This window comes from Curtobacterium sp. MCBD17_013, assembly GCF_003234565.1.
In the GTDB taxonomy this organism is placed as follows: Bacteria; Actinomycetota; Actinomycetes; order Actinomycetales; family Microbacteriaceae; genus Curtobacterium.
In genome coordinates this window covers 119304-131381 of sequence record NZ_QKTU01000006.1, presented here as the reverse complement: position 1 = coordinate 131381, position 12078 = coordinate 119304, and the positions used below count along the sequence as shown (strand labels likewise).

The window sequence follows — 12078 nt, the reverse complement described above, 5'->3', positions numbered from 1 at the left end:
TGGTCGGCATGACTGCCGAGCGCGAGCGCCCCTCCGGGATCCAGACCGACGACATCGACGCGACGGTCCGGCCGCAGGACGACCTCTACCGGTACGTCAACGGACGGTGGATCGCCGACACCCCGATCCCGGACGACAAGGCGCGGTACGGGTCGTTCACGGTGCTCGCCGAGGCGGCGGAGGAAGCCGTCCGCTCCATCATCGAGCGGTCGCAGCAGGCCGCCCCGGGGACCGAGGCCCGCAAGGTCGGCGACCTCTACACGAGCTTCATGGACGAGCAGGCGCTCGAGGTCCTCGGCAGCGGCCCCATCGACCCCCTGCTCGGCGAGATCGACCTCGTGCAGGACGTCTCGGACGTGCTGCGACTCGTCGGCCGGTTCGAGCGCCTCGGGGTCTCGAGCTTCGTGCAGCTGTTCGTCGACAACGACCCGGGTGACCCCGAGGCCTACGTCGTGTTCCTGGAGCAGGGCGGGCTCGGGCTGCCGGACGAGTCCTACTACCGCGAGGACCGGTTCGAGGACATCCGCGGTCGCTACCGCGAGTTCGTCGGGGCCATGTTCCCGCTCGCCGGTTTCGACGAGGGCGCGATCCGCACCCAGAACGTCATCGACCTCGAGACCGCGCTCGCCGCGTCCCACTGGGACAACGTCACGACACGGGACAGCCAGAAGACCTACAACCGCATGACCTGGGCCGAGGCCGAGGCGCTCGCCGAGGGCGTCCGGCTGTCCGAGTGGGCCGAGGCCGTCGGCGCGCCGGTCGGCGTGTTCGACACGGTGGTCGTCCGCGAGCCGGGCTTCCTGACCGGGCTGGCGCACGAGCTCCGCACGCGGCCCATCGGCGCGTGGAAGGACTGGCTGCGCTGGCAGGTCATCCGGTCCTCGGCGCCCTACCTGACCACGGCGTTCTCGGCCACGAGCTTCTCGTTCTACGGCACCGCGCTCACCGGTGCGCCGAAGCAGCGCGACCGCTGGAAGCGCGGCGTCTCGCTCGTCGAGGGCGCGATGGGTGAGGCCGTCGGCAAGATCTACGTGCAGGAGCACTTCGACGAGACCGCGAAGGCCGCCATGGACGCCCTCGTCGCGAACCTCGTCGAGGCGTACCGGCAGAGCATCACGAGCCTCGACTGGATGACCGATGAGACCCGGCAGCGTGCGCTCGACAAGCTCGCCAAGTTCACGCCGAAGATCGGCTACCCCGTCCGGTGGCGCGACTACTCGGCGCTCCAGGTGACGCCGGACGACCTGCTCGGGAACGTCCGCGCCGTCGCGTCGTTCAACGTCGACCGCGAGCTCGGCAAGATCGGCAGGCCGATCGACCGCGACGAGTGGTTCATGACGCCGCAGACGATCAACGCCTATTACAACCCCGGGTTCAACGAGATCGTGTTCCCCGCGGCGATCCTGCAGTTCCCGTTCTTCGACCAGCAGCGCGATGCCGCGGCGAACTACGGGGCCATCGGCGCCGTCATCGGACACGAGATCGGGCACGGGTTCGACGACCAGGGCTCGCAGTACGACGGCGACGGACGCCTCCGCAACTGGTGGACGGAGGCCGACCGCGCCGCGTTCGAGGAGCGCACGAAGGCCCTCATCGCGCAGTACGACGCGCTCGTGCCGACCGAGGTCCCGGACGGGCACGTCAACGGTGCGCTGACGATCGGCGAGAACATCGGCGACCTCGGCGGACTCGCGATCGCGTGGAAGGCCTACCTCATCTCGCTCGACGGCCAGGAGCCCCCGGTGATCGACGGCATGACGGGTGCCCAGCGGTTCTTCCTCAGCTGGGCCCAGTCGTGGCGCATGGCGATCCGCCCGGAAGAGGCCGCGCGCCTGCTCAGCATCGACCCGCACTCCCCGAACGAGTTCCGCTGCAACCAGATCGTGCGGAACATCGACGAGTTCGCGGCGGCCTTCGGGGTCACCGAGGGCGACGCCCTGTACCTCGCTCCGGAGCAGCGCGTCGCCATCTGGTGACGAGCCGCGACCGGTCAACCCCGTCTCGAGGAGCGTGTGGGCCCAGTGGTCGAACGCGACGTGTCGCCACGGCGGCACCAGGCACGGTCGCGTGCCGCCGGGCGGCACCGCGGTGACGTCGAGGCCGCATTCGCCGCGACGGTCGACGCGCTCGGGTCACTCGCGTACGACGGAGCCCGCGTCAGTGCGTCGGTGATCGACACGACGACGGGGCGCGCCCTGCTCGCGGTCGACGAGCGGGTGGTGCTCCCGGTCGCCGGGGTGGGGAGGCTCCTCCTGCTCATCGAGGTCGCGGCCCAGCTCGAGGAGGGCCGGCTCCACGGCGACCGGCTCCAGCGCATGGCCCGGGACACCGCCGGCGGCCCTGGGCTGTGGCAGTTCCTCCAGGAGCCCACGCTGCAGGTCCCCGACCTCGCGACCCTCGTCGGGGCGGCCGCCGACGCCTGGGCGACGAACGCGCTGCTCTCCACCGTCGGCATCGAGGCGGTCCGGCTCCGCGCCGAGTCCCTCGGCGTCGACCGCAGCGCCGTGCTCGACCGCGTGCGCGACCGGCGCGGCCCGGACGACGCACCCGACCAGGCCGTCGCCGCCGCGGCGGAGCTCAGCTGGCTCATGCGGGGTCTGGCGCTCGGCGAGGTCGTCGACGAGGCGACGAGCAACCGCGTGCTCGGCTGGGTGTCGCTCGGGATGGACACCACCCTCGTCGCCGGGGCCTTCGGGCTCGATCCGTTGGCGCACCGCGGGCTCGACCACGGCCTCCAGCTCGTCGCGGTGACCGGGACCGGGCCGGGCATCCGCAGCGAGACCGGGGTGCTGCGCGGGCCGTCGTCGTCCGTCAGCTACGCCGTGACCGTCGGCTTCGAGGACGACTCCCTGCAGCGGCGGCTCGCGGTCGTGGAGGCGCTCCGCACGATGGGCGCGGACATCCTCGACCACGTCCACGCCTGACGAGCTCGCCCCGCCCCTTCCGCCTGTTCTCGACGGTGCGGGCGTCGGTCGACAGCACCTTCGCGTGTGCAGAGGGTGCGTGCGCATGCGACGACGAAGCAGTCGTCGTTCGACAGCGGCACCGTCGAGACAAGGCCGAGAGGGTGGGGCCGCTGGTGCGCCGCGGAGGCCGGGACCAGACGGGAGGGGGAGACTGGCACCGACCGGACGCGGTGCCGACGACGACGCCGGACGGTGACCACGGCCGCCCGTGCGACACGGACGGCCAGGAGGGCGGTTCCCGATGGCTGGCAAGCACGAGCAGACCCGGAACGACGACGGCGGACGCGAGGACGGCCCCGCGGTCGTCGCGGGCGAGTACGTCGACTCCGACATCCCGGGCGAGCAGCCGCAGGCCGACGCCGAGCCGGTGGGGGAGTACGTGAGCAGTGACGTCCCCGGCGAGCTGCGGGTGGGCGACACCGACCCCGCGGGCGAGTACGACGACTCCGAGATCCCCGGCGAACCCCGGATCCGGACCGAGGAGCCCATCGGCGCCTACGACGACGCGGACGTCCCGGAGGACCGCGGGGCGTGACTCGCGCCGCCCTCAGTCGACCAGGTCGGCCTCGACCATGCGCCGGAGGGTCTCGGCCCCGGCGGGCGGACACCGGTGTGCGTCGGCGGAGGTCACCCAGTCGACGGCGTCCACCTCGGCCGACGGCACGGGCTCCTGGCCGACGAGGGCGGACGGCGCGACGAGGAACAGGTCCATGGCGACGCGCGTGCCCGGCGCCTGGCCGTGTGCGTCCTCGGTGACCGTGCCGAACGGCTGGCAGTCGGCGGGCGTGAGGCCGAGCGTGGTCTCCTCACGGGCCTCCCGGACGGCGGCGTCGACGGGCGTCTCGCCCGGTTCCACCTTGCCGCCGGGCAGGTACAGGACGTCGCGACCGCGCGACCGCACCATGAGCACACGGCGGTCGCGGACCACGAGCACCGCGCTCACGCGCAGCGTCCGGGAGGCCGTGCCCGGGTCGGTCGTCAGGACGCGTCCGCCGCGTGGTCGCCGAGGTCGCGGGCGCGCTCGCTCAACGGTACGACGGGCGCCGCCGGTGCCTCGGGCTCGATGCCGAAGAGCGCGTCGACCGCGGCGGTGAAGTCCCCGGCACGGCCCTGTCGACCGAGGTCGCGTGCGCGGACGGACGGGCGGTGCAGGAGCACGCCGGCCAGGTGCCGGAGGGCCTGCTCGGTGCGCTCGGACGAATCGCCGCGGTCCCGGGCGCGGCCGATCTCGGCGTCGAGGACGTCGAACACGTGCTTGCGGAGCGCGACGAGCGCGGGGGTGGCGGACTGCTCGAGTGCCGCGGTGTGGAAGCGCGTGACGGCGTCGTCGACGATCGCGCGGGCCTCCGACTCGGCGTTCAGCTCGGACAGCGGGGCGTGCAGGCTGATGGTCTCGAGGTCGAGCAGCTCGACGCCGTCGACCGATGCGGCCGCCGGGTCGACGTTCCGCGGCAGCCCGAGGTCGATCACGAGCCGACGCCCGGGGTGGTCGAGGTCCGAGGCGTGGACGACGGGCACCTCGCTCGAGGTGCAGGTGATGACGACGTCGCTCGCCGCGGCCGTGCCCGCCAGGTCCGTGACGGGCACCAGGTCGTGCTTGGCGGCGAACACCGGAGCGCGCCCGGACGGCGAGTACACGGCGATGTCGGCGACGCCACGGTCGCGGAGGGCGGCGACCGTCGTGGCGGCGTACCGGCCCGTCCCGACGAGGAGCACGTGGGTGTCGGCCCAGTCCGTGACGCGGGACGACGCGAGCTCGAGCGCGAGACGGACGATGGAGCGACCGGCGGCGCCGATGCGCGTGCGCGTCTTGACGCCGCGCGAGGTGTGGGCGGCCTCTTGGAAGAGCCGTTCGAGGTCCGACGTCGTGGTGCCGGCGGCACGGGCGCCCTCGAGCGCGCGACGCACCTGACCCGAGATCTCGGTCTCGCCGACGACGACGGACTCGAGACCGCTCGAGACGGCGAAGAGGTGGTGGACGACGTCGGCGCCGTCGAGCACGCGGACGGAGGCGCGGACGTCGTCGGCGGCGAGGTCGCTGGCGGCGCTCACCGCGTCGATCGTGGCCGCGACGGCGGAGTCGCGGTCGCCCGCGACGTCGAGGTAGGCCTCGAACCGGTTGCAGGTCGCCAGGACCACGGCACCGTCGAGGACGTCCGATCCGCTCACGAGACCGTCCGCGGCAGCCGGTGCTCCGATGCTCAGTCGCTCCAGGAGGTCGAAGCTGGCGTTGCGATGCGACGCCGTGAGACAGATGAGCACGTACTCGATGGTACCGCGGCACGCCGACGGCCGGGGTCAGCGGGGGTCCCCCGGGCTGAGGACACGGCAAGGTGTGCACGGCGAGCGGGTGGGAGACTGGGCGCGTGATCGACTCCACGACCGTCGCGTTGCCCTCGACGCACCCGCTCGCCGACGGCCGGACCGCGGATGCCCCGCTCGTCCGGGCGCTCCGCGGGGACCGCCCCGAGCGCCTGCCGGTGTGGTTCATGCGGCAGGCCGGGCGGTCCCTGCCCGAGTACCGGGAGCTCCGTGTCGGCACCGCGATGCTCGACGCCTGCCTCGACCCGGCGATGGCGTCCGAGATCACCCTGCAGCCGGTCCGGCGCCACGGCGTCGACGCCGGCATCTTCTTCAGCGACATCGTCGTCCCGATCAAGCTCGCGGGCGTCGACGTCGACATCGTCCCCGGTCGGGGTCCGGTGCTCGGCCGGCCGATCCGCACCGCGGCGGACGTCGCGGCGCTCGAGTCCCTCGACCCGAGCGCCCTCACCCCGATCGCGGAGGCCGTGGCCCGGACCGTCGCGGAGCTCGGCACGACGCCGCTCATCGGGTTCGCCGGGGCCCCCTTCACGCTCGCCGCCTACCTCGTCGAGGGCGGCCCGAGCAAGGACCACATCCGTGCGCGGACCCTCATGCACGCCGACCCCGAGACCTGGGACCGCCTGCTCGGATGGGCAGCGGACGTCTCGGGGGTGTTCCTCCGCGCGCAGGTGCTCGCCGGCGCGTCCGCGGCGCAGCTGTTCGACTCCTGGGTCGGGTCGCTGTCCCGCGCCGACTACACGGCGCGGGTCGCCCCACACTCCGCGCGGGCCCTGGCGCACGTGGCCGACCTCGGTGTGCCGACGATCCACTTCGGTGTCGGCAGTGGCGAGGTGCTCGCCGACATGGCGGCCGTCGGGGCCGATGCGGTCGGCGTCGACTGGCGGATCCCCCTCGACGACGCCGCGCGCCGCGTGGCCGACGCCGACGTGACCCTGCAGGGCAACATCGACCCCGCGATGCTCGCCGCGCCGTGGCCGGTGCTCGAGGCCCACGTGCGGGACGTCGTGGTGCGCGGTGGTGCCGCGCGTGCGCACGTCGTGAACCTCGGGCACGGCGTGCCACCCGAGACGGACCCCACGGTGCTGACGCGCGTCGTCGGCCTCGTGCACGACCTCGGCGACGGCCGCGCGACCGGCGACGGCCGCACGACCGGTGCCGGCCGCAGCGCGCACGAGGGGCTCGGCGCATGACCGCCGTCGTGGTGGTCGGCGGCGGCGTGGGCGGCCTCGTCGCCGCGCGTGACCTCGCCAAGGGCGGCGCCGACGTGGTGCTCGTCGAGGCGTCCGACCGGCTCGGTGGGATCGTCGACCGGCACACGGTGGCGGGCATCGAGCTCGACCTCGGCGCGGAGTCGTTCGCGACCCGCGGGGACACTGTCGGCACGCTGGCGATCGAGCTCGGCCTCGGCAACGAGATCGTGACCCCGGACCCCCGCGGTGCCTGGCTCATGACGCGTGACGGACGGGTGGCACCGCTCCCGCAGGCGGGCCTCCTCGGGATCCCGGGGAGCCCGACGGCGGCGGACGTCATCGCGGTCGTGGGCACGTCGGGGGCCCTGCGCGCGCAGATGGACTCGCTGCTGCCCGGACCGGTGGGCGCGAAGGCCCGGACGCTCGGCGAGCTCGTGCGCCGACGCATGGGGGACCGCGTCCTCGACGACCTCGTCGTGCCGGTCGCGGCGGGGGTGCACTCGACCCACCCGGACGAGCTCGACCTCGACCGCGTCGCGCCGGGCCTCCGCGCCGCCCTCCTGCGCGAGGGGTCGCTCGGCCGGGCGGTCCTGGCGCAGCGGGCCAAGGCGCCGGCGGGGTCGGCGGTCGCGGGGATCCGTGGTGGCATCGCCCGGCTCGTCGACGAGCTCGTGGCGGACCTCGACACGTACGGGGTCGACGTCCGTCTCGGCACCCGCGCCGTCCGGATCGACCGCACGGCGGTGGACGTCGTCCCCGTCGACGACGGCAGCGGCACGGGACGCCCGGGTCCGGCCGAGCGGCTGGTGGCGGACCACGTCGTCGCGGACGTCGCGGACCCGTCCCGGCTCGTCGGCCAGCGGGACGCGGCGATCGAACTCGTCACCCTCGTGGTGGACCAGCCGGACCTCGACGCGGCGCCCCGCGGCACCGGGATGCTCGTGCACCCGGACGCCGAGCGCGTGCGGGCGAAGGCGATCACGCACGCGACCGTCAAGTGGCCCTGGCTCGCCGAGCGCGCGGGCGGACGGCACGTCCTCCGGCTCAGCTACGCGCTGTCCGCGCGCGACGGCGCGGACGCCATCGGTGTCGGCACGAGCCTGGCGGTGGACCCGGACAGCGCCGTCGCCGAGACCGCCACCGCGGACGCCGCGGCGCTGCTCGGGGTGCCGATCGACGCGGGCGTCGTGATCGGCGCCGCCCGGGTCCGCTGGCGTGCTCCGGACACCGAGCCGGCCGGCCTCGCCGAGGGTGTGCTCGGCGTCGGCGAGGCGAGCGTCGGCCGGGGTCTGGCCGGTGTCGTCGCGACGAGCCGGTCGGTGGCCGCCGGCATCCTCGACGCCTGACCGAACCGACAGGGCGGCCGGGGGCTACTGTGGGCGGAGTCCCGTCCGTTCGCCGATGCATACCGCTCGGCGCATGCCACAACCGAGAGGTCCCAACATGCGAGGCAGACTGATCTTCCTGACCGGCGTCGGAGTCGGCTACGTGCTCGGCGCCCGCGCCGGACGTGCGCGGTACGAGCAGATCCGCTCGGCGACCACGCGCGTCTGGAACAGCGACGGTGTGCAGAAGCAGGTGCACACCATCGAGGACTTCATCGCCGACCGGACGCCCGACGTCGCGGACTTCATCGGTGAGACCACGAAGAAGGTCGTGCGCAAGGCCGGGCCCAAGGGCTCGGGCGGCTCCTCGGAGTCCTGACCGTCCGAACGGCCGAGGCACCGTGACCCCGGTGCCGGAAGGAGCAAGCACGATGTCCGATACCCGAAGCGGTGAACGCCGCTCGCGGTCGTTGTTCGGCCTGGTCAGCGACGTCCCGCGGCTGGTCCGCGAACTCGTCAGGGGCGAGCTCGCGCTGCTCAAGGCGGAGATGCTCCAGAAGGCGAAGGTCTTCGCGTTCGCGGCGGCGTTCCTCATCGTCGCGGTCGTGATCCTGTTCTACGCGATCGGCGTGTTCCTGACGGCGGCGGTCCTCGGTCTCGCCACGGTGATGCCGGGCTGGCTCGCGGCGATCATCGTCGCGGTCGTGCTGCTCATCATCGCCGCGGTCCTCGGACTGCTGGGGTACCGCCGGATCAAGACCGGCCTCCCGCCGCTGCCGGCGCGCACGATCCAGAGCGTGAAGAACGACGTCAACGCCGTCCGCGGCATGGGCCGCAAGCCGAAGCCGCCGGTGCAGCAGAGCAGCCGCCGGCCGGACGTCGACGGCACCTTCTGAGACGGGACGACCAGTGAGCGACACCCACGACAACGGACCCGACTTCGCCGCGCTCGACCGCCGCGTGGCGGCCACCCGCGCGCAGCTGTTCGACACCCTCGACGCGATCGAGGACTGGTTCGACGTGCCGAAGCAGCTCGGCGTGGCGGTGCACCGCACGCGGCAGGGGTTCGAGGACCACCCCGTGCCCTACTTGGCAGCCTTCGCAGGGGGCGTCCTGGTCGTCGGGGGTATCGTCGTCTCGGTGATCCGCCGCCGGTAGGCACCGGCCGGGGTCACCCGCCCCACACAGCCCGCGCCCGGGCAGCGTGCGCGGCACCGCGACAGCAGCGGTGAGCGACACGCGGAGCAGTGCGCTGGGTGTGCGGCAACGGAGCCGAGGCGACCACCATCCGACCGAAGGACAATGGATCCCATGAGTTCCAGCGCGCCCGCGCACAGCACCGAACCCTCCGCCTCGCCGTCCGACTCCGGCATCGACGAGACCCTCCTGACCGCCTACACGCTGTGGGCGGTCTTCCGGCGTCCGGTGGGCGCCGTCGCTCCCTTCGCGGCGGACGCCGTGCCGGAGCTCGACGCCGCGGTCGCGCGGGCGGCCCAGCACGGCGTCACCGTGCGCGGCTTCTACGACGTCTCCGGGTTCCGCGCCGACGCCGACCTCATGGTGTGGCTGCACGGCGACGACGCCCAGGCGATCCAGGCCGCGCTCCGCGACCTCCGCCGCACGGCACTCCTGGTGGAGGCCGCTCCCGTGTGGCACGCGATGGGCATGCACCGCGACGCCGAGTTCAACAAGCGGCACACGCCGGCGTTCCTGCGTGGCAAGGACCCGGAGGCCTGGCTGACGGTCTACCCGTTCGTGCGGTCCTACGAGTGGTACCTCCTGCCCGAGGAGGACCGCCGCCAGATGCTCGCGGACCACGGCCGACAGGGGGCGAAGTTCCGCCGCGTGCTCACGAACACGGTCGCGAGCTTCGCGCTCGGCGACTACGAGTGGATCCTGCCGCTCGAGTCCCCCGAGCTCGTCGACCTCGTCGACCTCATGCGGGACCTCCGGTACACGGAGGCCCGGCGCCACGTGCGCGAGGAGGTCCCGTTCTTCACGGGCCGCCGCATCGAAACCACCGAACTCCCGGAGGTCCTGTCGTGACCGAGATCACCGACACCCCCAGCGCGACCGGCATCACGAACGGTCGGGCCGTCCTGGCGGCCACGCCGGCCGCCGCGGGCGGCCCGGAGCACGTGAGCGAACCGACCGCGTACGACGCGATCCTCCTCGCCGGGTTCGGTGGACCGGAGGGACAAGAGGACGTCATCCCGTTCCTCCGGAACGTCACGCGCGGGCGCGGGATCCCGGACGAGCGGCTCGAGGAGGTCGCGCACCACTACCGGCACTTCGGCGGTGTGAGCCCGATCAACGCGCAGAACCGCGCGCTCAAGGCAGCGCTCGAGGCCGAGTTGGCCCGGCGGGGGATCGACCTGCCGGTGCTCTGGGGCAACCGGAACTGGGCGCCCTACCTCGAGGACGCCGTCCAGGAGGCCGCCGCCGAGGGCGCCACGAACCTCATCGCGATCGCCACGAGCGCCTACAGCTCCTACTCGAGCTGCCGGCAGTACCGCGAGGACTTCGCGCGCGTGCTCGATGCGACGGAGCTCATGGACACCGTGCGGATCGACAAGGTGCGCCAGTTCTTCGACCACCCCGGGTTCGTCCGGCCGTTCGTCGACGGCGTCCGCGACGGCATCGCACGGGCGATCGCCGAGAACGAGGGCCTCGACGTCGGGACGGAACTCCGGGTGCTCTTCTCGACGCACTCGATCCCGTCGAGCGACGCGGCACGCTCCGGCCCCGACTTCCGGGGCTTCGGGGAGCACGGCGCGTACGAGGCGCAGCACGAGGCCGTGGCCGAGGTCGTCCTCGACGCCGCGTGGGCCGAGCTCCTCGCGTCGCCCGAGGGCGCCGCGCTCCAGGGCGCGTCGAAGCCCGCCTGGAAACTCGTCTACCAGTCACGGTCGGGGCCGCCGAGCATGCCGTGGCTCGAGCCGGACATCAACGACTACATGAACGAGGAGCTCGCGGGCGGTCCCACCCGTGCCGTGCTCATCGTCCCGCTCGGCTTCGTCAGCGACCACATGGAGGTCATGTGGGACCTCGACGAGGAGGCCACGGAGACGGCGCAGGAGCTCGGCTTCTGGTCGATCCGGACGCCCACGCCGGGGGTCGACCCCGCGTACGTCGCCGGTCTCGTCGACCTCGTGCTCGAGCGCGTGCAGGGCACCCCCGTCGCCGACCGCCCGCACCTCACCGACATCGGCCCCTGGTACGACGTCTGCCGCCCGGGGTGCTGTGAGAACGTGCGGGCCGGGTTCAAGCCGGCGGTCGCCGGGCTCGCGCCGTGAGCCCCGAGGCCGAGGCGGGACCCACCCCGATCCGTGTCGGGACCCGCGGCAGCGCGCTCGCGCTCGCGCAGTCGCAGGCCGCGGCCGCCGCGCTCGGCAAGGCGGCGGGTCGGCCCGTCGAGCTCGTCACCGTGCACAGCGAGGGCGACCGGACGAGCGAGTCCCTGGCGACCCTCGGTGGCACGGGCGTGTTCGCGTCCGCGCTCCGCGAGGCCCTGGTCGCCGGCGAGGTCGACGTCCTCGTCCACTCGCTCAAGGACCTGCCGACGGCGCCGTACCCCGGCCTGCGGGTCGGCGCGGTGCCCCGCCGTGCGGACGCCCGTGACGCCCTCTGCGCCCGCGACGGTCTGACGCTCGAGACCCTCCCCGAGGGTGCGCGGGTCGGCACGGGATCGCCGCGCCGGGCCGCGCAGCTCCGCCGTCGTCGCCCGGACGTCGAGATCGTCGACATCCGCGGGAACGTCGACACGCGCCTCGCCCGGGTCGGGGTCGACCTCGACGCGGTCATGCTGTCCGCCGCCGGCCTGGGGCGCCTCGGTCGTCTCGCCGACGCCACCGAGCTCATCGGCCTCGGCTTCTGGCCGACCGCGCCCGGGCAGGGGGCGCTGGCGATCGAGGTCCGTGGGGACCAGGGCGACCGCGCGCTCGAGCGGGGCCTCCGCGGCATCGAGCACGCGGAGTCCCGGCTCACGGTCACCGCCGAGCGCGAGGTCCTCGCCCGCCTCGAGGCCGGCTGCACCGCTCCGATCGGGGCACACGCGGTCGTCGACGCGGAGCTCCTGCTCGTGAGCGCGACCGTGTACCGGCCCGACGGCACCGAGTACCGCACCGCGTCGCACGGCGCACACCTCGAGCCCGGCCCCGCGCACGAGCGCCTCGACGAGGCCCGCGACGTCGCCCGCCGGGTCGCCGAGGAGCTCCTGGCGAACGGCGCCGCCGATCTCGCCGACTTCCACCTGAGCAGCGAGTAGGCACC

Annotated in this window: 13 protein-coding genes; 11 read left to right on the top strand and 2 right to left on the bottom strand. The window is 73.7% G+C overall.

Features of this window, described 5'->3' with window-relative positions; genetic code table 11:
• Window positions 1-8 precede the first annotated feature (8 nt).
• The 3 genes from DEI81_RS08915 to DEI81_RS08905 all read left to right on the top strand — a co-directional run bounded on the left by DEI81_RS08915 (window position 9) and on the right by DEI81_RS08905 (window position 3501).
• Window positions 9-1976 (top strand): M13 family metallopeptidase, encoded by a 1968-nt coding sequence (locus DEI81_RS08915; RefSeq protein ID WP_111010403.1) that lies wholly within the window; start codon window positions 9-11, stop codon window positions 1974-1976.
• Between the two features lie 45 nt (window positions 1977-2021).
• Window positions 2022-2924 (top strand): serine hydrolase, encoded by a 903-nt coding sequence (locus DEI81_RS08910; protein WP_111010354.1) that lies wholly within the window; start codon window positions 2022-2024, stop codon window positions 2922-2924.
• Between the two features lie 283 nt (window positions 2925-3207).
• Window positions 3208-3501, top strand: coding sequence for a hypothetical protein (locus DEI81_RS08905; RefSeq protein WP_111010353.1), 294 nt, complete (start codon window positions 3208-3210; stop codon window positions 3499-3501).
• A gap of 12 nt (window positions 3502-3513) precedes the next feature.
• Here the strand turns inward: DEI81_RS08905 and DEI81_RS08900 are convergent, their stop codons facing one another.
• A complete protein-coding gene (locus DEI81_RS08900) occupies window positions 3514-3909 on the bottom strand; it encodes an NUDIX domain-containing protein (RefSeq protein WP_111010352.1) in 396 nt (131 codons plus the stop codon).
• 35 nt (window positions 3910-3944) lie between these two features.
• Window positions 3945-5228, bottom strand: coding sequence for a glutamyl-tRNA reductase (locus tag DEI81_RS08895; RefSeq protein ID WP_111010351.1), 1284 nt, complete (start codon window positions 5226-5228; stop codon window positions 3945-3947).
• Window positions 5229-5332: 104 nt separating this feature from the next.
• Between DEI81_RS08895 and hemE the strand changes: the two genes are divergently transcribed.
• From hemE to hemC, 8 genes are all read left to right on the top strand, one after another.
• The gene (hemE, locus tag DEI81_RS08890) at window positions 5333-6481 is read left to right on the top strand and encodes a uroporphyrinogen decarboxylase (protein ID WP_258368584.1); all 1149 of its coding nucleotides are present in this window, start codon (window positions 5333-5335) and stop codon (window positions 6479-6481) included.
• Window positions 6478-7827: an NAD(P)/FAD-dependent oxidoreductase gene (locus tag DEI81_RS08885; RefSeq protein ID WP_111010350.1), complete on the top strand. Its 1350-nt coding sequence runs from the start codon at window positions 6478-6480 to the stop codon at window positions 7825-7827. The genes hemE and DEI81_RS08885 overlap by 4 nt, the downstream gene beginning before the upstream one ends.
• A 97-nt stretch (window positions 7828-7924) precedes the next feature.
• Window positions 7925-8185, top strand: a complete 261-nt coding sequence (locus DEI81_RS08880) for a hypothetical protein (RefSeq protein ID WP_111010349.1) — start codon at window positions 7925-7927, stop codon at window positions 8183-8185.
• 52 nt (window positions 8186-8237) lie between these two features.
• A complete protein-coding gene (locus DEI81_RS08875; RefSeq protein ID WP_111010348.1) occupies window positions 8238-8702 on the top strand; it encodes a phage holin family protein in 465 nt (154 codons plus the stop codon).
• Window positions 8703-8715: 13 nt separating this feature from the next.
• On the top strand, window positions 8716-8964 hold the full coding sequence (locus DEI81_RS08870; RefSeq protein ID WP_111010347.1) for a hypothetical protein: 249 nt from the start codon (window positions 8716-8718) through the stop codon (window positions 8962-8964).
• A 153-nt stretch (window positions 8965-9117) separates the two neighbouring features.
• Window positions 9118-9852 carry a hydrogen peroxide-dependent heme synthase gene (hemQ, locus tag DEI81_RS08865; RefSeq protein ID WP_111010346.1) on the top strand — a complete coding sequence of 245 codons (735 nt, stop codon included), beginning with the start codon at window positions 9118-9120 and terminating at the stop codon, window positions 9850-9852.
• The gene (locus DEI81_RS08860) at window positions 9849-11102 is read left to right on the top strand and encodes a ferrochelatase (protein WP_375334766.1); all 1254 of its coding nucleotides are present in this window, start codon (window positions 9849-9851) and stop codon (window positions 11100-11102) included. Before hemQ ends, DEI81_RS08860 begins: the two co-directional genes overlap by 4 nt.
• Window positions 11099-12073: a hydroxymethylbilane synthase gene (hemC, locus tag DEI81_RS08855; protein ID WP_111010345.1), complete on the top strand. Its 975-nt coding sequence runs from the start codon at window positions 11099-11101 to the stop codon at window positions 12071-12073. The genes DEI81_RS08860 and hemC overlap by 4 nt, the downstream gene beginning before the upstream one ends.
• Window positions 12074-12078: the final 5 nt, after the last annotated feature.